Annotated in this window: 22 protein-coding genes, 2 pseudogenes and 1 riboswitch; of the genes and pseudogenes, 3 read left to right on the top strand and 21 right to left on the bottom strand. The window is 37.2% G+C overall.

The window, feature by feature from the left end; all coding sequences use genetic code 11:
- Nucleotides 1–13 precede the first annotated feature (13 nt).
- From BN990_RS07090 to BN990_RS07025, 15 genes are all read right to left on the bottom strand, one after another.
- Complete coding sequence (locus tag BN990_RS07090; protein WP_370459210.1) at nucleotides 14–1618, bottom strand: long-chain-fatty-acid--CoA ligase; 1605 nt, start codon at nucleotides 1616–1618, stop codon at nucleotides 14–16.
- Between the two features lie 27 nt (nucleotides 1619–1645).
- Nucleotides 1646–3316 (bottom strand): long-chain-fatty-acid--CoA ligase, encoded by a 1671-nt coding sequence (locus tag BN990_RS07085; RefSeq protein WP_038243157.1) that lies wholly within the window; start codon nucleotides 3314–3316, stop codon nucleotides 1646–1648.
- Between the two features lie 43 nt (nucleotides 3317–3359).
- On the bottom strand, nucleotides 3360–4112 hold the full coding sequence (locus BN990_RS07080; protein ID WP_021288934.1) for a 2-phosphosulfolactate phosphatase: 753 nt from the start codon (nucleotides 4110–4112) through the stop codon (nucleotides 3360–3362).
- Nucleotides 4109–5179 (bottom strand): phosphotransferase family protein, encoded by a 1071-nt coding sequence (locus BN990_RS07075; RefSeq protein ID WP_038243154.1) that lies wholly within the window; start codon nucleotides 5177–5179, stop codon nucleotides 4109–4111. Before BN990_RS07075 ends, BN990_RS07080 begins: the two co-directional genes overlap by 4 nt.
- 15 nt (nucleotides 5180–5194) lie before the next feature.
- Nucleotides 5195–5761 (bottom strand): TetR/AcrR family transcriptional regulator, encoded by a 567-nt coding sequence (locus tag BN990_RS07070; protein ID WP_021288936.1) that lies wholly within the window; start codon nucleotides 5759–5761, stop codon nucleotides 5195–5197.
- Between the two features lie 21 nt (nucleotides 5762–5782).
- Nucleotides 5783–6562 carry an SDR family oxidoreductase gene (locus BN990_RS07065; RefSeq protein ID WP_038243151.1) on the bottom strand — a complete coding sequence of 260 codons (780 nt, stop codon included), beginning with the start codon at nucleotides 6560–6562 and terminating at the stop codon, nucleotides 5783–5785.
- A complete protein-coding gene (locus BN990_RS07060) occupies nucleotides 6559–7785 on the bottom strand; it encodes an acyl-CoA dehydrogenase family protein (protein WP_038243148.1) in 1227 nt (408 codons plus the stop codon). Before BN990_RS07060 ends, BN990_RS07065 begins: the two co-directional genes overlap by 4 nt.
- Before the next feature lie 166 nt (nucleotides 7786–7951).
- Complete coding sequence (locus tag BN990_RS22355) at nucleotides 7952–8053, bottom strand: methionine/alanine import family NSS transporter small subunit (RefSeq protein WP_074436642.1); 102 nt, start codon at nucleotides 8051–8053, stop codon at nucleotides 7952–7954.
- A 1-nt stretch (nucleotide 8054) separates the two neighbouring features.
- Nucleotides 8055–9593: a sodium-dependent transporter gene (locus tag BN990_RS07055; RefSeq protein WP_021288940.1), complete on the bottom strand. Its 1539-nt coding sequence runs from the start codon at nucleotides 9591–9593 to the stop codon at nucleotides 8055–8057.
- Nucleotides 9594–9812: 219 nt separating this feature from the next.
- Nucleotides 9813–11372: a Na+/H+ antiporter NhaC family protein gene (locus BN990_RS07050; RefSeq protein WP_038243145.1), complete on the bottom strand. Its 1560-nt coding sequence runs from the start codon at nucleotides 11370–11372 to the stop codon at nucleotides 9813–9815.
- A gap of 175 nt (nucleotides 11373–11547) precedes the next feature.
- A riboswitch (Lysine riboswitch) is annotated at nucleotides 11548–11723 on the bottom strand.
- 49 nt (nucleotides 11724–11772) lie between these two features.
- Nucleotides 11773–12546, bottom strand: a complete 774-nt coding sequence (gene yunB / locus BN990_RS07045; protein ID WP_038243142.1) for a sporulation protein YunB — start codon at nucleotides 12544–12546, stop codon at nucleotides 11773–11775.
- A gap of 96 nt (nucleotides 12547–12642) precedes the next feature.
- Nucleotides 12643–12951, bottom strand: coding sequence for a YunC family protein (locus tag BN990_RS07040; protein ID WP_021288943.1), 309 nt, complete (start codon nucleotides 12949–12951; stop codon nucleotides 12643–12645).
- A gap of 66 nt (nucleotides 12952–13017) precedes the next feature.
- Nucleotides 13018–14421 (bottom strand): bifunctional metallophosphatase/5'-nucleotidase, encoded by a 1404-nt coding sequence (locus tag BN990_RS07035; RefSeq protein WP_038243139.1) that lies wholly within the window; start codon nucleotides 14419–14421, stop codon nucleotides 13018–13020.
- A gap of 13 nt (nucleotides 14422–14434) precedes the next feature.
- Nucleotides 14435–15253: a sulfite exporter TauE/SafE family protein gene (locus BN990_RS07030; RefSeq protein ID WP_038243136.1), complete on the bottom strand. Its 819-nt coding sequence runs from the start codon at nucleotides 15251–15253 to the stop codon at nucleotides 14435–14437.
- Nucleotides 15254–15848: 595 nt separating this feature from the next.
- Complete coding sequence (locus tag BN990_RS07025) at nucleotides 15849–16238, bottom strand: YbaN family protein (RefSeq protein ID WP_038243133.1); 390 nt, start codon at nucleotides 16236–16238, stop codon at nucleotides 15849–15851.
- Nucleotides 16239–16777: 539 nt separating this feature from the next.
- On the opposite strand from BN990_RS07025, the gene BN990_RS07020 reads away from it, so the two are divergent.
- Genes BN990_RS07020 through BN990_RS07010 form a run of 3 tightly spaced genes read left to right on the top strand, consistent with a single transcriptional unit; the run spans nucleotide 16778 to nucleotide 18736 of the window.
- Nucleotides 16778–17161, top strand: a complete 384-nt coding sequence (locus BN990_RS07020) for a GntR family transcriptional regulator (protein WP_021288948.1) — start codon at nucleotides 16778–16780, stop codon at nucleotides 17159–17161.
- Nucleotides 17151–18026 carry an ATP-binding cassette domain-containing protein gene (locus BN990_RS07015; protein ID WP_038243121.1) on the top strand — a complete coding sequence of 292 codons (876 nt, stop codon included), beginning with the start codon at nucleotides 17151–17153 and terminating at the stop codon, nucleotides 18024–18026. The genes BN990_RS07020 and BN990_RS07015 overlap by 11 nt, the downstream gene beginning before the upstream one ends.
- On the top strand, nucleotides 18026–18736 hold the full coding sequence (locus tag BN990_RS07010; protein ID WP_038243118.1) for a hypothetical protein: 711 nt from the start codon (nucleotides 18026–18028) through the stop codon (nucleotides 18734–18736). Before BN990_RS07015 ends, BN990_RS07010 begins: the two co-directional genes overlap by 1 nt.
- Before the next feature lie 427 nt (nucleotides 18737–19163).
- Here the strand turns inward: BN990_RS07010 and BN990_RS23470 are convergent.
- The 6 genes and pseudogenes from BN990_RS23470 to BN990_RS06980 all read right to left on the bottom strand — a co-directional run.
- Nucleotides 19164–19376 (bottom strand): annotated as a pseudogene (locus BN990_RS23470) (hypothetical protein); the annotation flags it as partial.
- A 467-nt stretch (nucleotides 19377–19843) separates the two neighbouring features.
- The gene (locus tag BN990_RS07000) at nucleotides 19844–20089 is read right to left on the bottom strand and encodes a DUF1697 domain-containing protein (protein WP_051739043.1); all 246 of its coding nucleotides are present in this window, start codon (nucleotides 20087–20089) and stop codon (nucleotides 19844–19846) included.
- Between the two features lie 81 nt (nucleotides 20090–20170).
- Nucleotides 20171–20569, bottom strand: a complete 399-nt coding sequence (locus BN990_RS06995) for a VOC family protein (protein WP_038243110.1) — start codon at nucleotides 20567–20569, stop codon at nucleotides 20171–20173.
- 98 nt (nucleotides 20570–20667) lie between these two features.
- Nucleotides 20668–21642: pseudogene (locus BN990_RS06990) on the bottom strand (helix-turn-helix transcriptional regulator).
- Nucleotides 21643–21968: 326 nt separating this feature from the next.
- Nucleotides 21969–24581 carry a phosphoenolpyruvate synthase gene (ppsA, locus tag BN990_RS06985; RefSeq protein WP_038243108.1) on the bottom strand — a complete coding sequence of 871 codons (2613 nt, stop codon included), beginning with the start codon at nucleotides 24579–24581 and terminating at the stop codon, nucleotides 21969–21971.
- A 413-nt stretch (nucleotides 24582–24994) separates the two neighbouring features.
- Nucleotides 24995–25447, bottom strand: coding sequence for a VOC family protein (locus BN990_RS06980; RefSeq protein ID WP_021288957.1), 453 nt, complete (start codon nucleotides 25445–25447; stop codon nucleotides 24995–24997).
- Nucleotides 25448–25723 lie beyond the last annotated feature (276 nt).

Here is a 25723-nt window from a genome sequence, read left to right as displayed (position 1 = left end):
ATCCCCCTTTAATTTAATGTAACTCTTCTCTAATTTTGCGACGAAGAATTTTGCCTACTGATGTTTTCGGTAGTTTTTTTCGAAATTCAATAACCTTTGGAACTTTATAAGGTGCTAGGCTACTTTTGCAAAAATTAATTATTTCCTGGTCTGTACATTGACTACCTTCTTTCAACACAATAACCGCTTTTACTGTTTCTCCACGATATGGGTCAGGTATACCAACGACTACAGCTTCTTGAACTGCTTCATGTTGATAAATAACTTCTTCTATATCCCTTGGATAAACATTGTATCCACTTGCGATAATTAAATCTTTCTTTCGATCAACGATATATAAATAACCGTCTTTATCCATGTAAGCTATATCCCCCGTATAAAGCCAGCCATCTCTTAATGTTTGTGCTGTTTCTTCTTCCATATTCCAATAACCTTTCATTACCTGTGGACCTTTAATAACGATTTCTCCAACTTCCCCAACTGGTAATTCCTCTGTACCGTAAACTAAATCCACGATTTTATAGTCCGTTGATGGAAAACCTATGCCGACACTGCCTGGTTTTCTTTCTCCGAAAAGAGGATTACAATGGGTTGTTGGTGAACTTTCAGATAGACCATATCCTTCTAGAATTTTTGCACCAGTTTTACTTTCAAATTCTTTCATGATTTCTCCAGGCATGGGGGCGCTTCCACTATTACAAATCTCAATACTGTTAACTGCATATTCCTTCACTTTTGGATGGTTTATTAAAGCAATATACATGGTCGGGACACCAGGGAAAGAAGTTGGCTGCACATCTTTTATGGTCTGTAATACTTCCTCAATATCAAATTTGGGTAAGAGAATATTCATTGCTCCAGTATATATTGATAAATTCATACAAGAAGTCATACCGTAAACATGAAATAGCGGGATAACACTTAAATATCGTTCCATGCCGAAATCAATATGATCTTTAAAAAATTCATATGATTGCATGACGTTTGCTAAAAGATTTCCATGTGTCAGCATTGCTCCTTTTGATCTCCCTGTCGTGCCACCTGTATATTGAAGTATTGCTATATCTTCACTAGGATCAATCTTGACAGGAGTAAATGATTGATTCACGGATTGCAGAAATGTTGCAAATCCAATTGCTATTCCATCTTCAACCTCGTATCCACTTAGGCTTACTTTTATTACATGTTTAATTGGTGTTTGGTCGATAATTTGATTTAAACTCGGCAATAATGCATCATATATGATAATTGTCTCTGCACCGGAATCATTTAGTATTTCTTCCATTTCTTTCGCAACAAGCATCGGATTTAGTTGGGTAACAATTCCTCCGGCTTGTAAAATCCCATAATAACTAATAACATATTGTGGGCAGTTTGGTAACATAATAGCTGCTCTGTTGCCTTTTTTTAGACCCTGTTGTTGAATCGCACTGGTAAATCGATCTACTTGAACTCCTAATGCTTGATATGTTGTTTCCTTACCATAAAAACACAAGGCTGGTCTTTCACCATAGTTACCAATTGTATCTGTTAGCATGTCTGGTAATGTTTTATTAGGAATTACTATCTCCTTGGCAATATGATCTGGGTAATGCTTATGCCAGACTTTCTCCATTATCATTCCTCCATCCCATTAAGAATACGCTTACATATTCAAGCTAGATGATTCACCTTGTTCTTGTAACTGACGCCATAATATTTTTCCACTACTAGTGGTAGGAAAATGATCAATAAACTCGATAACTCTAGGATATTTATAAGCTGCCATCTGTTGTTTAGACCACTCAATTATTTCCTTTTCTGTTACATATCCTTTGTAAGTCTCCTTGATGATAATGAAAGCTTTTACCGTTTCTCCACGCTTTTCATCCGGTGTACGAACCACACATGCTTGTTGTACAGCTGGATGATTATATAAGATTGATTCTACTTCTGTTGGCCAAACTTTATAACCCGAAGCATTAATCATCCTTTTTAACCGGTCAACTAAAAAATAGTATCCCTCATTGTCCATTTGTACAATATCACCCGTACGAAAGAATGTTTTCCCATCGATTTGAATATGCGCCTCCCCGTTCTCTTCCACACGATTATAATAGCCTTCAAACACTTGTGGTCCAGAAACAACCAACTCTCCATTTTCATAAGGTCCCAGTATTTCCTTGGTATGCAAATCAATGATTCTAGCATCCAGATCAAAAGTTGGGATTCCTAAACATTGCAGCTTGGAACGATGCGGGGGATTAAAATGAGTATGTGATATGGTTTCTGAAAGTCCATAACCCTCTATATATCTTAGTCCAGTTCGATTAAACAAGGCTTCCCCTACTGCCTCGGGTAATGGCGCTCCTCCTCCACCAATAGACTGTAAGGATGATATATCATAGGTACTCAGTTTAGGATTGGCTAAAAAATCAATCAGCATGGTACTTATATTTGTCCAATGCGTACAGTTATATGTTTCAATTACCTTTCCTGCCATATCTCGATCCCATCTCGTCAAAATCACCATGCTGCTCCCACCAAAAATCGGCGTAAGAGCACTATGCACCAAACCGGTAACATGATATAACGGCAAGGTCGTTAACACGACGGTATCTGATGTAAAGTTCATCCAATGATAAGCACTAACTGTATTTGCTTGCACAGTGCGATTTGTATGCTTGCATCCTTTAGGGAGCCCAGTTGTTCCAGATGTATATGGAATAACCGCAAGATCATCGCTTTTTCCATGATATGAAGAAGCTTGATAGTTACAAACTAATGCCTCCTCCCACCAGACATCTTGCTCAAGGGTAATTACAGGTAAGGTAACTTCTGAGGGCAAATCTTCTAAATGATGATTAGGGTGAATATAACTAGCATAAGAAGTGACAAGAATGTTTTTAAGAGAAGTTGTCTCTTTTAATGGAAGTACTTTTTCATATAGTTCCATTCCTACAATTGCATGGCTAATTTGGCAATCTTCTAAATAAAAATGGAGATCTTTTGTTATACTCATGGGGTTAATTGGTACAACCACTGCACGCAATCGTAGGATAGCAAAAAAGCTGATAAGAAATTGTGGAGAGTTTTGCATAAATAGTAAGATTTTATCACCTTTTGCAACATGACATGTTTGTTCCATATATCCTGCAAGTGCTTCAACTTCTTGTAATAACTTCTTATAAGTATAAGATTGACCATAATAATAGATGGCAACTTTTTCAGGATATTGTTTACTAGTAAACAATAGGTTATCAAATAAGGTAGTTTCCGGGACTGTTAGCGTTCTAGATAAACGTTCTGGCCAATACGCAAAATGATTTGTATACATGTTCCTATCGCCCCCTTATTGATTACATTTACTTTGTCGTTCCTCAATAGGCATGATCTACAACTGTATCTTCTAACATTACATATTTTTGCTTCCATAACTTAGGAACAATTTGATACACTCCACAACGGCTTATATATTCAACAGCATCATAAGCATTACTTTCCAGCATTTTGCCGATTCGAGTATGAAGGAGCAGTTGGACGCTGGAATCTACTGTATTTTCAAAAAACAGCTTTGCTGCCAGCGCGCTATCCGTCAATTCCACATTTTCAAAACCTATTTGCTTTACCATACAGCTGATAAAGTAGCCTGCACCATAGAAGTCCTCTATACAAAATTGATTTTTAGATCCCGAACACACTGCAACAATAGTTTCATTTGTATAAGTAGTTACAATGTGATTACTAACAGCATCAGCATTTAATAACGAAGCTACGTATATGCTTTTAGCAGAAGTTGATTTACGTATTGCCACGGTACCATTTGTCGTTGAAAGAATCACCTTTTTCCCTTTCACATGCTCTTGTAATCTAGTTGGATTGGGATCATGGAATCCATCAATGGTTATGCCATTATATTCCCCTACTAACAGTATTTCTTCAGGTGAATGCCTTTCCGCTTCTATTAAAGCTTCTTCCTCATTTAATACAGGAATGATACTTTTAGCTCCTGCTTTTAAACAAGCTGTTATTGTCGACGTGGCTAACAATACATCAAAGACAACAGCGAGTTTTTCTTGATTCATTTGTACAGGATCTATTTCTTCCTTTTTTAAAAGGAGGTGAATTTTCATTTCACCACACCCTTGCTATAACTTCGAGCATATTCAATTAAACTTGCTACATAATGATTAAGATGACGAAATCGTTCATCATTCGTTTGACCTTGATGATAACGGTAATAGATTTGTTGGCAAATAACAGCAAGTTTAAAGTAGGCGAAGGTAAGGTAGAAATGCATATTTGATAAATCTTTCCCACTTTTCTTTGCATATTCATTCATAAATTCTTCTCTCGTAAAGAACCCTTCCTTTATTGTCACAGGCGGCTTGCCAAAACCATTTTTTATCATTTCTGGATCGGTAGATTCCATCCAATATACTAAAGCAACTCCTACATCTGCCAATGGATCACCAACAGTTGTCATTTCCCAATCAAATAACCCTTCTAATGTTGTAAAATCTTCCGAATACATCGCGTTATTCATCTTGTAATCATAATGGATAATCGCTGGGTTTTCAGAAGTGGGAATATTTAATTTCAACCAGTTTGTTAATTCATCTACACCTGGAATTTCTTCTGTTTTAGCTCGTTCATATCGCTTTGTCCATCCACCTACTTGCCTTTCCATAAATCCATCAGGTTTTGACATTGTGACTAAATCCGTTTTCGTATAATCTATTTGATGTAATTCAGCCAACTTTTCTACCATTAATTTGGAAATACGTTTTCCGATCGCCGGGGTATACGTAATATTATCTGGAAATTCAGTATCAACTACAATTCCTTTCCGTCTTTCCATGATAAAGAAATTACTCCCGACAATTGATATATCATCAGAAAAAATGTATGGTTTAGGAGCAGCGGGATAGAAAGGATGTAAGCTAGCTAATATCTTACATTCTCTTTGCATATCATGAGCTTTGGGAGCGACCGGACCAAGGGGAGGACGACGTAATACAGCCTCCCAATTGCCAATTCGCAATAAATAGGTCAAATTTGAATGACCCGCGCCAAATTGCTTAATTTGTAACACACCCTCAGGTACCTCAGGAAGATGACCTGTAATAAATGCAGCTAACCTATCTTTATTTAGTTCTTCCCCTTTACGGACTTGAATCGTTTCCTGTGAAGCTTTCATACTATCCCTCCCTAATCATTCGTTTAAAATACCATGTAAAATCATTTGATAATATATTCTAGCTAATTCTTCTGGGGTAACATCCCCATCTGGATTAAACCAGTTATAACTCCAATTGGTAATGCCAACAACACCAAATGCGACCATATCTCCCCGAAGTGTATTTGTGAATTCCCCTTGATTTATACCTTCTTGCACTACATTCTTTACATTTTCAAGAAATTCCCTGCGAACCTTTTTAATTGCTGCTACATTGCCCTCAGATAAATGTCGTAATTCACGGAAGAAAACTCTTGCGCTAGACCCATGATCTTGAATATCTATAATTAATAACCGAATAATCTCAATCAGCTTTTCTTTTTGGGACAGCGATGACCTACTAATAATTTTTAATTGACGATCTAGTAGATTCGTAATGTAGTCATCGTGAATTTCCATTAGCAGCTGCTCTTTACTTGTGAAGTAATAATAGAACGTTCCTTTTGTAACATTTAACTTTTTCACAATATCTTGAATAGATGTTGCATTAAACCCTTGTTTTTCAAACAATAATATGCTTTGTTCAATTAATTTTTCTTTCACATATATCCCTTCTCGTTTCGCTTAAGCATAAGCACTCGATCCACCATCTACTCGCAATATATCACCTGTTACAAAGTCAGATGCCCGTGAGGCCAAAAACAGTGCAGCTCCTTTAATATCTTCATCTTTACCAAAACGATTCAACGGGGTACCTGCCAAAATTTTGTCTCCTCCTTTATCTAACAAACCTTTGGACATTTTCGTTGGAAAAAATCCAGGCGCAATTGCATTTACCTTAATATTATATTCACCCCATTTAACAGCTAAATCCTTTGTAAAAGTCATCACAGCCCCTTTACTTGTATTATAGCCAATGGTATTCATAACAGTTGGGTCAGACCCACCAAAACCTGCAACCGACGCAAGATTTATAATTTTCCCTTGTTTTTGTTGAATCATGATTTTTCCTACTTCCAAGCTCATCAAATAGGTGCCTGTTATATTTACATTTATCACCTTTTCCCATGCCTCAAATGGCATTTCAATAACTGGAGCGCCCCACGTTGCCCCACTATTATTCACTAAAATATCAATCCTTCCAAAGTGTTCTACTGTTGCCTCTACAACTTTTTTAACATCTTCTTGTTTAGAAATATCGCATTCAAATGCTAGTGCATCGATGTCAAAGCGTTGCATAAGTTCTTCACTTTTTTCCTTACAAGCATCTATCTTTCGAGAACATAAGATGACATTTGCTCCACTTTCTGCATAAGCCTCGGCAATATGTGCACCAAGTCCACGCCCTCCTCCGGTAATAATCGCTGTTTTCCCTGCAAGATTGAATAATTCAGTAACACTCATGACAACTCCACCTTTTGTTTATATTTTCTCATTTCTAATTTAGCTATCTGACGCCGATGAACTTCATCTGGCCCATCTGCTAATCTAAGTGTACGTGCATTTGCCCATCCAGCGGCTAAGTGGAAATCATCACTCACTCCGGCAGCACCAAATGCCTGGATAGCTCGATCAATCACCTGTAAAGCCATATTAGGTGCTACAACTTTAATCATTGCAATCTCAGCTTTTGCATCTTTATTTCCTACCGTATCCATCATATAAGCTGCTTTCAACGTTAATAGCCTGGATTGTTCTATCTCAATGCGTGAATTAGCCACCCATTCTTGAATAACGCCCTGCTCTGCTAATTTTTTTCCAAAGGTTTCACGCTCTTGAATACGCTTACATAATTGTTCTAGTGAACGCTCTGCTAAACCAATTAATCGCATACAATGATGAATTCTTCCTGGTCCTAATCGCCCTTGAGCAATAGCAAATCCTTTTCCCTCTCCCCATATCATATTTGCTTCAGGAACTCTCACATTATCATAGGTGATTTCAGCATGGCCATGCGGTGCATCATCATAACCAAATACAGGAAGCAACCGTTCAACTTTCACACCTTCTGTATTTAAAGGTACAAGGATCATTGATTGTTGTTCATGTTTTCGAGCTGTCGGATTCGATTTCCCCATAACAATAGCAATTTGGCAACGAGGATCTCCAGCACCTGACGACCACCATTTTCGACCATTGATAACATACTCATTTCCTTCTTTTTTAATACTCGTACCAATGTTCGTTGCATCACTTGAGGCAGCATCTGGCTCCGTCATAGAAAAACAAGATCGTATTTTCCCTTCTAATAATGGTTGTAACCATTCTTCTTTTTGAGCTGGGGATCCATAACGTTCAAGTACTTCCATATTTCCAGTATCTGGAGCACTGCAATTAAATACCTCGGGTGCGATCGAGGACCTTCCCATAATCTCACATAGAGGAGCATATTCTAGGTTGGTTAATCCCCCACCAACATCACTATTAGGTAGAAATAAGTTCCATAATCCCCTTTCCTTCGCCCTTTCTTTTAACTCTTCCAGGATTGGCGGGATACGAGACCAACGGTTTGCTTGGGATTTAAGTTGTTCCTTGTATACTTGCTCATTCGGGTAAATAAACTCTTCCATAAACTGATGTAGCTTGGTTTGTAAATTTAGTACCTTATCAGAATACGAAAATTCCATTTTCTTTCCTCCCATCCTCATATATAAAATAACATACCTACCGAATAGTATGTTCTGAATCTTATGTATATTATAACAAAATAATGACGATTGGCAATACCTATTCCCAACCTAAAAAAAGACTGTACTGATTTTGCTCAAGTTCAGTACAGCCTTTATGTTTAATCTATTGCTTCGATTTTTTAACCGCATAGGTAATACTAGCAGCTAAACCTCCCCAAATAATTAAAACTGAAAGAATCATAAGTAAGATGGCACTACCACTCATATTATTTGGCCTCCCTTTTATCTGACTGTTGATTCGCTTGGGTTCCATTTTGCTTCCATTTCGTCAGGGACATAATGACACCAATTATCAATGCAGCTGCTGCAACAGCCCAACCACCATATAGAATAAACACATCTGGATAACCTTCATAGTTGCCTGTTGGAGTATCAAATTGCTTCATCAAATTTTGACGGAATAAATCAAACATCATATATCCTAAAACAATGGGTGTAATAACATTTAGACTTAAAGTCCACCACCAGCCTAAACGAATATCGGAGACTTCGTCTGCATGTGCTTTGATATTCTTCACTTCACGGAGTATCCATGCAATAAGCACAACTTCTACTAATCCAACTAATGCCACGCCAAATTGATTAATAAAATAATCTGCTGCATCTAGGAAGTATAACCCACCTTGCGTAGCAAATAGTAAGGAAATAATGGCAGCTGTTCCACCACCGAATAATACTGCTTTCGTTCTAGAGATTTTAAATTTATCAACTAAACCTGCGATATACGTCTCTGTGATTGACATTAACGACGTTAGGCCGGCTAAAACCAACGATGCAAAAAATAAGAATCCAAATAATCCATTTAGTCCAGGAAATTCATTAATAATAGCTGGGAATACGACAAATGCTAATCCCACTCCACCGGAAACAACCTCATCTACCCCCACCCCAGATTGTGTTGCCATAAAGCCTAGTACAGAGAATACCCCTATACCAGCAAGTAACTCAAAGCTTGAATTACCAAATCCAGTGATAAATGCATTATTTGTAATATCTGATTTCTTAGGTAAATAGCTTGAATAAGTAATCATAATCGCAAATGCAATCGAGAGACTGAAAAATATTTGACCGTATGCTGCTACCCATACTTCCCCAGACCAAATCTTACTAAAATCTGGTGAAAAGAAGGCTTCCAATCCAGCCAAAGCACCGTCTAAAGTTACGGCTCGAATAACAATAATAAGGAAAATAATTACTAATGCAGGGATAAATATCCGATTGGCTACTTCTATTCCTCTCTTTACACCTTTGAATAAAATACCCAATACCACAATCCACACAATAATAAGCGGTATTAGTACTCCTGGCACAAGACTTCCTGCTTGACCTGGGTCTACCGTTCGATTTAAAAAGTCATTCATTAAAAATCCTTCGGTGTCTGATCCCCAGCTTAAATTAAAGGAAAAAACGGAATAAGATATTGCCCAGGCAATAATAACAGAGTAATAGGTAGATATTACGAAGGCTACTAAAACAGCCCACCAACCAACGAATTCGGTTTTTTTATTTAATCGCTTATAGGATAATGGTGCAGATCCACGGTATTTATGACCTAGTGTGAACTCCATAATAAGTATAGGAATTCCAGCGGTTAATAATGCAAATAAATATGGAATGATAAATGCTCCTCCACCATTCTCATAGGCAACCGCAGGAAAGCGCCAAATATTACCTAAACCGATTGCTGACCCAACAGCAGCCATAATAAACCCTGCTCTTGTTCCCCACTGTGAACGAGTATCCATACGAAGACTTCCCCCTTTTCCCCTTTTTAAACTATTTATATGTTCATAGTTTAAAGGAATGTTTTAAAAGTTTGTTTTTTTCTGATATTTATGCTTGTATTATAACGGTACTTTTCGCCTATGTCAAAGAAATTATTTAAAATTCAAGATATTGCCAATTGACCGATATTGATCTTGACAAAAACATCCATCCTCTTGAAGAAAAGGATGGATGTACGATTAATGTTTACTTGATTTTGTATTTTTCAGGAAATGAATAAGTACAGCAAAGGCTGTAATGATAGCAATTGTTACTAATAACGGCAGGATCACTTGGTTGGTAAACCCAATTAATAAATATCCTACTGCAGCCGAAACTGCTGCTAAAATAGCATATGGCAACTGTGTAAGCACATGATCTATATGATTGGAGCCGGCACCAGTAGAGGATAAAATTGTCGTATCAGATATTGGTGTACAATGATCGCCAAATACAGAACCTGCAAGTACGGCTGCCATGGAAGGTAATAACATATCTATATCTGTAATCACAGTCACTTCTGCTGCTATTGGCAGCATAATTCCAAATGTTCCCCATGACGTTCCTGTTGCTAATGCCATAAAGCCTGCAATAATAAAAAATAAGAATGGCAATAGTGAAGGGCTAATGGATGAATTATTCACAATTTGTGCCAAGTATTCTCCAGTTTTTAATGTTCCGATAATCGACCCAATCATCCAAGCCAATAAAAGAATATAAATTGCTGGCAGCATCGTCTTTATACCTTCAACGATAATTTTTTCTGCATTATTTTTTGGTTTCCCTTGTACTGCATGGAAGATATAGGCAGTTAATACTGCTGTAAGCCCACCAATAAATAGAGAAAGGTTTACGTTTGTATTTGCAAAAATAGTTAATATACTTATGTCACCTTCACTAGCATTTGCTCCAGTTATTAGCATTGAAATGATCGTGGCTGCAATAAGTACTCCAATTGGAACAAGCAAATGATATATTTTCCCAGATTGATGAGCTTCAAATGTATCACTTAAATCTCCTGGTACATTATCTTGTTCTGGATCTATTAATGCTCCAGTTTTAACCGCCCTTTTTTCATGTTTCCTCATTGGGCCAATATCCATCTTGAGATAGGCTACAAGAAACACAAGTAAAATAGCTCCCAAAGCGTATAAATTAAAAGGTATCATTTTAATAAATGCTTCTAATGGTTCCATTGATGTGATACCATTTGCTGCAAGTAATCCACCAATAATACCGATGATATATGCTCCCCAACTAGAAATTGGTGAAATAACAGTTACCGGTGCTGAAGTTGAATCGATAATGTAAGCAAGCTTTGCTCGAGAAATTCGATGTCGGTCTGTTAACGGACGAGCTATTTGTCCTACTGCTAAACTGTTAAAATAATCATCAATGAAAATGATAATACCTAGCACTGCACTCATCGCTTGTGCACCAACACGCGTCTTCACTCGTTTAATCATCCACTCTCCAAAAGCACGGCTTCCTCCTGAGGCTTGTAGAAAAGCAGTCATCATTCCAAGTAAAAGGAGAAATCCTAATAACAGTAGATTACCAGTATTTGGAGCCCCGTCTGTAACAAAAATAGTATATAAATTATTTCCTATTTCTTTTAGCGAATCCCAAATTGCAAAATCATGAATGAGTAACGCTCCTACTACAATTCCTGTCCCTAGAGACAGTAAAACATTTCTCGTTAATAGTACAAGTACCAGCATTAATACTGCTGGGATAAGTGAAAAAATGGTTCCTTCCATTGCTGTTACCTCCATATAAGATTGTTTACAAAAGGAAAGAAAACATACTGTTCAAGAAAATGGGATAAGTAACTGTAGGGGGTGTCCGTTAGAAAGGTAGCTTTTGTAGACAGAAAAAAAGACAATGATAGAAAATAACCTACCATTGCCTTTACAATATACGTTATCCTCCATTTCGATCAGTAGTTCTCCATGCGACTTCTTTGCATGACAGTATACTTCTTATTCAAAAGCATACCAGTAACAATAAGCCTGACACCTATTGTACTTCGGCAGTAAATCCTTTCCTCCATCATCCTAGTTGTCATCCTCCGACTGAGTACTCATATCTATTGCACCTCTACCTCACCGATCTGATAAGGTTTATTATTCAAATTATTATATTAAGTATAGCAAGGTTTTAATTATTATTCAAGTCATCTTTTGGTACTGAGATATTTGGTCCACCCTCGTCACCCCCATAAAAGTCAGGGACATCTCCCATTAATACTCGAGAGTCAACATAGACCCTAGTACTTATCTCCGATGGTTCAGTCGTAAATGGAACAACAATTTGTGCATTGACAGTGACTGGGATATAAATCTCAATTAATACTGCGTTTATCCCAAATTTCTTTACCTCATACTCTACATCTGATTGAATACTACCGACAATTTCAAAATGGACAGGAACTTTTGGACCTAAATTAGATAATATTGTACTTCCTGTAGCTTGCCCAATCGGAATCTCTACCACAGTAGGATCTTTATCAGCTAAATCATTGGCTGTATCCCCATAGTCCTGCGGCTCCATATCCGGATCATCTGTGTTCAGCGTTTCACCTTTATTCATTCCATATAAGAAGTATTCTGCTCGTTTTGTAGCTGTTCGTAAGGCGCGATTGACAGCAGATGATTTCCAGCCAACAATTGCTGGACTGCCATTATCCTTTGTCGTTACTTCCATTAAATCATCGAAGCTAATATTTTCCGTTGATTTAACTGCTTCATTGATTGTCCGTGTCGCAAACTCTTGTGTTTTTTGATTTGCTATCTCCATTAAAGGCGGGGTTATCCCTTTATCCACGATGATGATACTAAGGGAGGTCAAGATTACAAAAGCAATTGTCGTCATTAAAAAAACAACCTTTACTGGAGATGTTGTTCGCAGTTTAAATCTTGGTCGTCTACCCATACGAAAACCCCCTTGAAACAAACTTATGCTTGTTTCAAGTTAGTTAGAATTTAAAATCTACATAAATAAAATGCCTCCCTCTTAGGAGACACTAACTTAAGATATTCGTATTAAGGCATCCTTGCCAATCATACCTTCTTCCCAACCATATTGTTCCTTTGCAGAATGAGTTACCTTCTCTAGTGGTGCATGTAGTAAATCATCAATCGTACGAACACCTACTGCACGACCTGCAATAACTTCTCGATCTGCCAATTTTTCACTTAACAAATCCACATCTAATGCAGCACACATAATGTAACCAATTTCATTCGAGATAATTAATAAATTCGTCTTAGGCAACTCAACACAAATAGCTGTAAAGAACATACCATCCTCTACTTCTAATGGATTTACTGTAATCATAAGTGTAAACGGCCTCCCCTTCATCCTAGTCACCATATCTATATGCAAAAGGAGGCCATGGCGTCACTACCCTTCGTTAACAAATTGTTGCAATGTTTCCGCTAGTATGTCTCTTAAAAATGCGGGTAAATAATATTGTTTTACTTCCGATTTAGCTACTTCTGGCAACAATCTACCAAATGTAAAGGTATCTGCAGTGGCTACTCTATACGTTTGATTAGCCTCTAAGGCTGATTGTCCATCAAGGAACGCTTGCCTTATAAAAATATCTCCATTCGTTAATTCTTCGGTAGCGAGTTCTATTCCAGAGAATGTCATTTTCCCTAAAACTTTTCCACGAAAACCAAAGCCTTTCAGTTGAAAATTCATAAAGTCTTCTGTTTGTGAAGTACGAATAACTTCTAATAATTCATTACCGGTCAATTCAACAACACATGTATTAATTGGATGTGGGCAGATTCGATGAATATCTCCATATGTTACCTCCCCTTCAGGAAGGCCCTCTAACAATACACCGGCATTGAGCATAGAACAATCGGCGTTTGTCTGCAATTTTATTGAATCTGCCAAAGCCTTAATAATCGGTGTTTCTTCCCACCAATTAACTGCTAGCGGTTCGGTTAAGTTTACCACTGGTTCGGCTAAATGAACGGTTGCTTGCTCTAAAAGCTGGGTAACCTTGTCTTCCGTTTGGTTATCTTGCGGTAAGTGTGAAATATTTGTAGTATAAGCTTCTTTATTTACGAGTTTTTGTGTTTGATGATCCCAAGTTAATATAACTTCACCAACATAATTACAATGCTTTCCTGCTGCTGTAATTAATGTATCATTTATATATTCTCCTGTTCGTAACAGGTGGTGCGTATGGCCACCAATAATCACGTCAATTTCTGTAAATCTATCAGCAATTTCTTGATCTTCACTGAAGCCTAAATGAGACAATAAGATAATAATATCTACTTTTCCCCTAATATCATCTATGATTTTCTCTAATTGTTCATATGGTGGAGAGACGTGCCAATCCAATAGTTCATAAAAAGCATTAAATGGTGCCGTGAGCCCAACTACACCAATGGTTACATCATGAACAGTTTCTAGTACTACGCTAGGCTTCAACCAGTCCGGCTCCACCTGATCCATACTATGTAAATTACCACAAACGACATCAAATTGAGCATGATCGTAAAGCTGAAACAATTCATCATGTGATAGGGTTATCCCCTCGTTATTTCCTAAGGTAATTACATCATAATCAGCTTCATTCATTAATTCGACATTTGCCTTCCCCTTGAAGGCATCTGCAATAGGATGCATACGATCCACATGATCTCCAATGTCAATTCTCCAACTCGAATTCCCCATTGCTTCACAACGTTTTTTTGCATCCTTTAAATAACTTGTAACACGAGACCAGTTATTAAAGTTGCTATGTAAATCATTTGTATAATAAAAATAAATTTTCTCTTCCATTTTGTTATGCTCCTTACGACAGCCCTTGAGAAATCATTCGAATTCCTATTATAATTAATAAAATCCGCAAGATCCATTCAAGCACCTTTCCTGTTAATCGTTGATTAACCCAAGCACCAAGTTTCCCACCAACCCATGCACCTGGTATAAAAAAGAGAAGATACTCCCACTCGATATGGCCGAGGGCAATATGAGTTGCCGCTCCAATTAAGCTAATAAAAAATATCATAAACATCGATGTAGCTGTAGCAATGTGAGCTGGGAAACCAAATAATAAAATCATAGCTGGAACCATAATAGAACCGCCGCCTATACCAAACAACCCAGATAATATACCAACGGCTAAAGATAAACCAAAGGCTATCCATTTTGAAACGGTATAGTGATAAGTAGTTCCATTAAGATGAAACGTTCGTACACCTTTTAATTCACTATTCATGTGAATAGATGGTTCTTTCCGTTTTATAAAAAAAAGAAGAGATATGACAATGGTAATGCAACCAAAATATAAAAGAAATTCATCAGCTTCTACAAATTGATTTAACCACGATCCGAGTATCCCGCCAGGTATACTTCCAGTTAAAAATAAGATCCCTGTTCGAACATCAACACGACCACGTTTATAATAAGATACTGTCGAAGACATTGCTGTAAATACCATTGATACTAAAGAAATACCTACGATTGCTTGTGGTGTTGCCCAGGCAAAAGCATCTGAGGCTTGATTCAGGAACAGCAAACTAGGTATAAGTACAATCCCCCCGCCTAATCCCATTAAACCTCCTACAAATGCTGTTATAATCCCTATAACTAAACAAACAACAAAGACCAATATCTATCCCTTCCATCTACATCAAAATACGTTCTTCATTTAATACTAGCATTGATTTTTAACATTTCCCACATGTATGCCTTAGCTTTTAATAAACATTTACACATAGGAAAACCAATTATAACATGAGACTTTTTAAAACCTTGAACCTCAAAAAAATTTTCTTAATAAAAATAGCACTTAACCATACATAGGTCCAGTGCTATCATTACAAGGTTTTTAACTAAATAACGATTTTTTTCCATACAGAACTTCTTTCTCCTCCGAATCAAACAACTCATTTCTGGAGATAATAAATACAAAAGGAGGGAAAGGAGGGATGTGAATGATCTATATTCAAGTTAAAGAGAATATTATATTTATAAAGACCTGGCCCATAATTATGACAATCCTACTCATCAAACAATTATGGGCACTACTTTGAAGAGGGGCATGTCCCCTCTTTTCACTTATAGTATGGATGAATTTAAATATAATTATACTAAAAGAATGAAATTTACTAGAGAAATTCATTTCAACGACTGGTTATCCCTGCTGCAACGCTCTAGTAAATCTATCAGTCTTAACTATTTATCCTTTAATTAATACCTTTCCTCTATTCAGAAACATAATTGTTTGCATTCTCTTTTTCAGGTTTAATCGTCTTCATTTTATAAATAAAATAGTAATGCTTATAGATGGCCAGAAGCGCTAATAGAACCTGAATGAAAAGGATGTCCATATACCAAATTGAAAACAAGATAAATGCATCTGCTATGAGATTAATTCGAATTTTTTCTTTCCGAGACATCCCTTTTTTCTCTTTGAATCGGACAACGTATTTCTTATAGAAAGCGGTCTGTTTAAACCAATTATCCAAACGTTTAGAACTTTTGCCAAAACAAAAAGCCGCAAATAGAAAAAAAGGGCCTCCAGGCAAAACAGGGAGTATAATCCCACCAATTCCTATCCCCAGTGATATACACCCAAGTAGAAAAAACAACATACTTTTTATATTTTTAATGGTAATCACCTTACTTCATTATTTTTCACGATCATAGGAGCGCTCGACCAAATCAACACATAGAAATGGAATCTCAAACAATTGTATGCACGGACGATAATTTTTAAACGTTCAAGATGAGAGCTACTTCAAAATAACTATACTCCTATTATACAATCGCATTACTACGTTCAACAAGCCGTTTACTTTCCATTAACTCCCTTCGTCTGCAGATAGAAATCACACCGTAACCTCCCTCCTTCGTAATCTAGCTTAAAAAACTAATTTTTTCACGTGCTGTTATTTACACTGCTTGTACGTTTACCCTTTTATACCATTGCTGTTTCTACAACATTTGTTAACGTCAACACAAAACAATATTGATCTATACAGTATAAAAGTTAAACCTTAGAGCTTTTGGCAAAAACATAATTTATTAGAGAAACAAACGAACGTTAAATTATTATAAATTCACACTTGCATTTATATGGTTATATAGCTTACTATATAACCATATAACAAACAATAAAGGCGTTGATGATATGGCTCAACATTTTCAATCGGAAAAACCAATATTTATACAAATTCGAGAAAAAGTAGAGGATCAAATAGTTCGAGGGTCTCTCAAAGAAGGAGAACAGGCACCTTCCACAACGCAACTCGTAAATTTCTATAAAGTGAATCACGTTACTGTTGCAAAAGGTATGAATCAATTAGTCGAAGCAGGGATCCTTTATAAAAAACGAGGAATTGGTATGTTTGTCGCAAAAGGAGCACAACAGAAATTGCTCCAAAAAAGAAAGGAAAATTTTGCTTCTGTCTATTTAATAAATATGATCCTAGAAGCTGAAAAACTGAAACTTTCAGAAGAAGAACTATTTGATTTAATCAAGAAAACAAAGGAGGAAATCCATAATGACGCATAAACTTGAACTAAAAAATATCTCTTTAACTTATGGAAAACAACAAAGTCTTAATGATGTTACAACTGTATTGGAATCTGGAAAAATCTACGGCCTAATCGGAAGAAATGGAGCTGGAAAAACATCATTGTTATCATTAGTTGCTTCTTATCGCCTTCCTACATTAGGTACCATTACCTTTGATGGTAATGGGCTGTTTGAACACCCTAATCATATGAAAAATATTCACTTTGGTTACGACCGTGTTTATAAAGATGAAGCAATTGAAAATGCAAATAAATACCTCGAATCAGTTAAATTACACCGACCACACTTTGATGAAACTTATGCAGATCAATTAATTTCCAAATTCAAAATTGATGTAAACAAGCCACTCAGTAAATTTTCAAAGGGAATGGTTGCTGCTTTCCACATTATGCTTGGGCTTGCAAATCGCACACCAGTTACCATTTTTGATGAGGTATATTTAGGGCTTGATGCACCGACAAGAGAAATGTTTTATCAGGAACTATTAAAAGAACATGAAAGAAACGATAGAATGTTTATTCTTTCCACCCATTTGGTCTCTGAAATGGAGCATCTATTTGATCATATTCTCATTCTACATCATGGCAAACTAGTAGCCGATGAAGATTTTGAAACCTTCACGAATCGAGGAGTAAAACTTATTGGAGCTAACGAGATCGTCGATGAATTTACTGCAAACAAACATATTTTGCATGAGGAAAAGCTAGGTGGTACCAAGGCTACAACAATTTATGGGGAATTCAAGGAGGAAGACTGGAGACGTGCTAAATTAAAAGATCTTGAAGTTTCTCCGATCTCCTTGCAACATTTATTCACATATCTCACAAAGGAGGAAGCATGATGCGTCAGCATTTAAATAAAACTGTTATTAGGGAGCTCTATAAAGAATGGTTGAAATGGTCAATTTGGTTATTTGCTATTATTATCATCCTTCGTGTTTTGCATTGGATTGGAGATTATTTTGGTGAAGTAGAACCAGCGATAGATCACTTTATGTATTTTATGAATGAATCTAGCCCTATTTTTATGCTCGTTGTTGGGATCATGATGGTATTCACGTTTCTTCGATATTATACGGAACATGGACTTACACGGAGAACCTATTTTATAGGCGGGGCTATCGCTTCGCTCATGATCACTATAACCATTGGGGTCATTAGTATGCTTCTTCCTGTAATAGAAGGAATCGTCCTATCACTATTTGGTATTCATTATCCAGAACATTTACAATTCCACAGTTTCGGATATTGGATCAGCTACTTTCTATTATTTATAATAACTTCATGGCTTTACTATATCATTGGTTGGTTTATCGGCCATGTTTTCTATCGATATAACTGGTGGAAAGGCATATTCGCAAGTTTTTTTGGCTTTGTCTTAGTGATGCTAGAAAATGTTATCAACGGAGAAACGGTGACCGTGTATGGTGTTCATTTTGAAGGACTTTCACTGTCTATATTCACTTCTATAATCATCTTACTGCTGTTAAGTGCAGGTATGTTAGTAATCAACTACCGATTAGTAAAAGATATTCAAGTGAAAATGAAGTAAACACCTTGCATCATGATTAGATACACATTAGGTATAAATCACAAACTAAAACCCTTGCCACAAACATTGCTGTGACAAGGGTTTTGTCTGTTTTAATCGATGGAACCTTCCATTTCGAATTTGAATATTTTTGACTTTCAACTCATGTTTTATCTAATCAAAACGTTTATGTTATGCGTTTTTGCTATTATTAGTCTTCAAACTAATTCATACTTTATCAAGCTGACCGGGCACAAGAACACTATTACGGGGGTAACATGAACTTTGGACAAAACATATCCATTCCCCACCATATATTGTCGAGTCATTTCGCTTTGTCCTGTTTTAGTTCAATTGATTTTAACAAGACATGTAGCAAGAGTGATTTATTCACTCTTAGAAAAATTGATACCATATAAAAAGAATAATTTTTTAACTTTAAAGACCCTAATACTGTTTTATAGGTTTCCTTTTTGTGGATAAACGATTCCCGACCACCCTCTAATATAGACTCATGCTTTTGATTCTGATTTTGTTGTTTACTATTTTTTTTAATCATTTCAGCTAGTACTTTCCTTGGAATAATCTTTTGTCCGTTTACATCTACCTCAGCCTTATCATCTGGATAACCTTTTTTCAAAAGCCACCCACGTTTATTATCAGGAAGCTTCGGTTATCGGATTTGAACAATTCGGTATCGGGCATGACCGCTCAGCTGCCGGTGGAGGAACTCGTCTATTTCGAACTGCATATAAAGAGGGGGCGGAGTATGTTCCACTACTAAAAGAAGCGCATCAATTATGGAAAAACCTAGAGATAATTTGCATTATACGTTATTGCACTTTGGCAGTTAGTCTAGCAACTTTTTTTTATGAAATTTGCCTGTATATGGAAGCAAAAAATCCTTTTTCTATAATGTGATTGCCTCCAAGCAGTCTAGTAGTTATACCGGCAGGAAAACCAACAGAAACACACCTTGAGACATATGCGGCCATTTTTCGTACGGCCGCCTACCCCTACTACATCCCCTTTCGTCTAATGTTTCAGTACTTTGAACCATCTTATTAATAAAAGCTTTTCCTTAGCAACTTTAATTTCTATTTTATTCAAATATCGATTTACGGTCCTCTAAAAGCCGAATTCTTCCTCAATTCTCTTCTCGGTTTGTTTCTGCAACGATTCTTCCCTTTCATTCGATTCAAACAAGATATTACCGCTTTGAATATATGTTTGAACTTGGCTAAAGCCAATTGCTTCAAGAGCGCGCCTCAATTCGGCCATTTTGATTTTATTTCTTCCACCTCCGTTAACACCTCGCAACAGTGCAATATAAATCATCATTCTACCCTTTTCCGGCATTACGTTTCGCATCATTCAGATAGAGCGTACTTTGCAATAAAAGCACCCCCCATTTAGACAATTACGTACACAGAAAGAAAAATTAAAACACACTTATTATTCGTCTCCCCCCAGCATTGTATAGATTTCAATCAAGTTTCCATCCGGATCACACAAATGAGCAATCCGAGCGCCCCACTCTGTACGATCATGGGGCTCGTTCACAAACGTAATGTCCTTTTCACGAAGATGCTTGTAAGCCTTATCGACATTTTCCACCTTAAACTGAAATAAGAATGATGATTGTGTTTCCACATCCACAGGCTTATTTTCCTCACCGACTCCTCTAGCCATCACGTTTCGAGGTAAAAGTTCAATTTTGGTTTCTCCCGTGTCAAAGAGAGCATACTCCATGGCTTCCTCATACAAGCTAATTGGTAATTCAAGGTGTTTTTTGTAAAACGAAACGCTTTTTCTAAAATCTTTGACCAAAAGTCTAATTTGCAGTAGTTTCAATTCCATCACCTTCCAAAAAGTAAGATTGTTTGATCGTCATTCATTCTCTTATCTGACGACCTTGTCTTACTATAAAACAACTGGACTGACAATTGCGGTCAGTCAAGTTCAGATTTTTGGTGATGATAAAGTAATTTTGAAACAGCATCAACTAATTTTTCCTTTAAAAAAGTAGGTTCTAAAACATCAACCGTTGTTCCATAAGTAAGCAAAAAATTAGGAACATAAGTCGAAATGGCACTTTCATCAAGTTTAAAATAAGCCCGATTTTTCGATCGTTCCACAATCGCGTGTCAAAATAACCAATGATTACACAGATCATTAATGGCATGCGGAGTACCTTGAATGGAAACCGTCAGTAGTTGGTTCTGATTTTCCCTATCAGGTAAAAGATTTTGAAGGAAAAACTGCCGAGTTGAAAAACTTTCTGGCTTTTTAAATATAATATCTGTGATGGATAAGGATTGAATGCGATCCACTCGAAAACTGCGAATATTACGGCGTAAATGGCAATAGGCGATGACATACCATTTTCCCTTCCAATACGTCAATCCATATGGATCAACCCGACGTTCCTGCAAGGAGGCTTGGTATCCTTTTTGATACACTATAGTGAGCATTTTGCCATCTGCCACTGATATTTCCAACTCCTGAAGAAAAGAATTCAAGGAAGAATCAGGTTTAGGACTAATCACATCAATTCCCTTTTCGTGACGGTCAATTTCCTCTGATTGATTCGGATTTGTGTATCTTTTCAGCTTGGAAACCGCTCGATTTAATGCGTCACCGAAGGGGTAGCCAGCCTCTTCTGCAAATTTGGATGCATGGACAAGTGCCTTCTGTTCATCCATGCCAAAAAAAAGTGGAGCTTTAGTCAAGTCATAAAGCAAACGGTACCCACCGTTATGCCCGGAATCAGCTATAATTGGAACGCCGCTGGCACACAACGAATCAATATAGCGATAAACACTTCGAATATGGATTTCAAGTTCATTCGCCAATTGTTTAGCAGTCATCTGTTTTTTCGTTTTTAACAACCATAAAATGGCGAGCATCTTATCAGCCTTGGACATACTACACCTCTTAAAGACAAAATTTCAAACTACTGCCATCTTTATCTCATAAATCATAAGAGTATTTTCGTACAACCCTTCTAGAAATCAAGAGTATCGCGTTGTTCGACAATCTGGCCCGATTCAGGAAAGACCTTATTCCAGATTTGCACCCTTTAACGTAAGACTCGATTTCAAGATAAACTTAATATACATTAATATCTATCTTTAGTTACTGTTCCCTTATATGTCCCAGTGACAAAGTTCTTACCCTAGACCGCAAAGCACCACATTGTTAATGATTCTCCTAATTCAAACGTTCTTCTTTTATGATTTAATTGAATCAATTATAGTATTTCTATATACCCATCTGCTCCGTTCACCCTGATCCTTTGTCCATCCTTGATCAGCTTCGTAGCATTTTCCACTCCAACAACTGCTGGCAAGCCATATTCACGTGCGATAACCGCTCCATGGGTCATCAGTCCGCCAACTTCGGTGACTAGACCTTTTATGGATACAAACAATGGTGTCCAGCTAGGGTCGGTAAAGGCTGTGACTAATATATCTCCATCTTCTAGATCAGCATCTCCCATGTTTAAAATGACCCGAGCGCGTCCCTCTATAACTCCGGAAGAGACAGGAAGACCTAAAATAGCATCTGCTGGGAGATTTTCTCGTTTGTATGCTCCTGTAATGATTTCACCATCAGACGTGATCACACGTGGAGGAGTTAGTTTTTCATATAATTTGTACTCATCTTTTCGTTTACTAATGATCTGATCATCCAGTTTATGTGTGCGTACGATTTCACGAAGTTCTTCAAAAGTGAGATAGTATATATCTTCTTTTTCATGAACCACGCCTACTTGTACGAGCTGTTCGGCTTCTTTCAGTAAAGCCTGTTTATAAACAAAGTAGCGATTAATCATACCGTATTTTGGATATTCCCTAAACCCGCTGAAATTCCGAATTAGGTCAATCATTCGTTTTGTTTCTTTAGCTTTTTGGCCACCATCCGGTAATTGCTTCAATCGATCTAATAACTCTTGTTCTTTTTTCAAAGCAATACGTCGACCTTGCTCAAATTTCTGTTTGCTGGCATTAGACTCGAAGTTTTTGATATTACTAAGAATCATAGGGACAAGTGTAATTGGTTTTTCGCTCCAACGGGTTTTCGTAATATCGATTTCTCCAACACATCGCATTCCGTAGTTGTTAAGATAAGCTATTATGGCGTTCTGAGCTTCCTTTCCACCGTCAAACTTAACCAGTTCATCCAAAAAGTTATTGTCTTTTGCTTGCTGTAAAAAATCAATTACTTCCGGATAAGGGCGAATCACATCGGCAACATCCAAAAGCGCCAGACCCATTTCTGAAGTAATATTATTTGGTACAGATTGAGAAAGCGTGTCTGCTGCGTTTTTTTCGCCTAACCACTTATTCATTTTTTCATTGATCCATGATGAAGCATCCATCGCATCCATAATCACACTCATACGTGGGTCAAATAGATCCTTCTTTAATCGCAGTATATCTTCTAGAATAAAATCAAATAAATCTGAACCTGATTTCGTTTGGATGTTTTGTTTTAACCCTTCTATCGATGTTTGACTGCTCTTAATCAAATCAGAAACAATTTTCAGTTCTTTTTCGATTTGTGCTTGAGAATCCATAACCGATATACCTTTATTGCTTTGTTCAGGACTCTGTACTTTTATATCATTTGGTGATGATTTAATAAAGTCTTCTCGCTCTACGATAGTCATAAGTGCGTCTTTTATGAGGGGATCGGATTGTCCTAGGGCATCTATTATATTCTTTCTGCTGTCAGGTGATGCCAGTTGATGGGAGACATCAACAAACAACCTTCCACCAGCTTTACGCATGGGTGCAGGAGTCGTTAACAGGAAAAAAGACAATCCCAATGGTTTCATGGCTTCAGTCATCATTTGTTGATGCCCAACAGATACATAAACGTGATTTTCTTGATCAGTCGCTTCAGGGATGGGATATAAAGTCGTGATTGGACGACTCTGAACAATATAACATGTATCGTCAACCAAACACCATTCGATATCTTGTGGGCAACCAAAATAAGCTTCGATCCGTTTTCCGATGCGTGCCAGATGTAAAATTTGTTGTTCAGTAAGTGTTTGAGTCTTTTGCTGATCCGCATCTATCTGCTGGGTCTCTGTTCCGCCTTCTTTTCGTCCGTATATGGCCAATTTTTTGATTGCGATCATTTTATCGATGATTTCCTCTTCCTTTACTTTATAACAATCGGCGGATACCAAACCAGAGACCAATGCTTCTCCAAGTCCAAAACTGGCATTGATTGATAGCAGCTTTCGATTGGAGGTAATGGGGTCAGCAGTAAATAAAATTCCTGAAGCATGTGGGAAAACCATCCTTTGAACGATAACGGATAAATACACTTGTCTGTGATCAAATCCGTTTTGCATTCGGTAGATTACCGCACGATCCGTAAATAGGGAAGCCCAACATTTTCGGATGTGACTCAAAATAGCTTCTTTTCCGATAATATTTAAATAGGTTTCTTGCTGACCGGCAAAAGAGGCATATGGTAAATCTTCAGCAGTTGCACTGGAACGCACTGCATAAGCATGTTCATCGCCAAATTGGGAGAGATAGTCAGCGACTGCGCCCATAACATCGGAAGGAACCTCTGTTTCCATTATGGTTTTTCGAATCCTCCTGCTGATTTCACCAATTTGATCTCGATCCTCTACTTTAAGCAGTGTTAGTTGATCCAACAATGCGTAGAAGGCTTCATTTTGTTCGAGAGCTTTTTGATAGGCTTCTGTCGTAACACAAAATCCTTCCGGCACTTGTATTCCATGAATTTTTGATAATTCCCCTAAATTAACCCCTTTGCCTCCGGTCGCCCTTTGTCTTGTTTTATCAATCTCCTGAAGCTCTAAAACATATTGATTCATTTCTTTCCCTCCCATTTAATAGCTGCAGACTGCGTCAAAGAAGCAACATTACTTGATTTATGCTAACAATTTTTAAAAATAAATAACAGTCTAAAAATGGTCAGGAAACTATGGTATAATTAAACTAGGGAAAGGGACAGTTGCCGATTTTTATCTTACTATCTTTTTTAGTAACAAATACTATTGAACTATCCTGCCCATTAACTTAATACCATTACTTCATACGACTGCCAAGGATTTCTTCTCGATTGCTAAAAATCTTTTTTACTCCACAATCTGGCCCTATGAGCCAACAGCGGGCGTATTCTTTAATTCCGTGAGCGCGCCCTTTTATTGAATAAGAATTTTTTTCAAATTGAGACGGATTGGCATATAACATTTCAGTAAAGGCTTTATATAAAAACGTTACTTACTTATTTGTTACCGAGTTGTTCCGCTAAACCGATTAGAATTCCTTCGGTTCCACGAATGTAGCAGAGCCGATACGAGTCTTCGTACTGAACCACTTCGCCAACGATCTGAGCACCATACTTAGTGAGTCTGGATACCATTTCGTCAATATCTTCAACGGTGAACATGACGCGTAGATAACCAAGCGCATTTACAGGAGCAGTCCGGTGATCTGATATAGTAGGTGGGTTGAGAAATCGTGAAAGTTCAATTCGGCTGTGACCATCTGGGGTAACCATCATAGCAATCTCTACGCACTGAGAACCCAATCCGGTTACGCGACCAGCCCATTCACCTTCGACAGTGGCTCGTCCTTCGAGGTTCAAGCCAATCTCCTCAAAGAAAAGGATTGCGTTATCAAGGGATTCTACAGCGATGCCGACATTGTCCATTCTTAGTAATTTGTTTTTTGCCATAGTTTTATCTCCTTATGTGTAAAATTTATTACTATAGACTTCTTCTAGATTACTAAAACAATTCCTTTATATCTATACCATTTCTTTTATTCGATTAAATGACCCTTTTCATAAATAAAGAGCACAACTCTTATTCTGAACTGCACCCCAATTGTTAGACACAACTAACAAATTGGAGGTGCAGTTCAATTCGGGATAAGCGCCCTTCGTATATTATTATTAACCAGATTTTTTCTGGTGATAAATCTATGTACCTTTCATTCAAGGTATAATGGA

It is taken from the genome of Virgibacillus salexigens (assembly GCF_000723585.1).
Classification (GTDB): Bacteria; Bacillota; Bacilli; order Bacillales; family Amphibacillaceae; genus Virgibacillus; species Virgibacillus salexigens.
The sequence above is the reverse complement of the archived record's forward strand: the minus strand, read 5'-3'. Positions and strand labels throughout refer to the sequence as shown.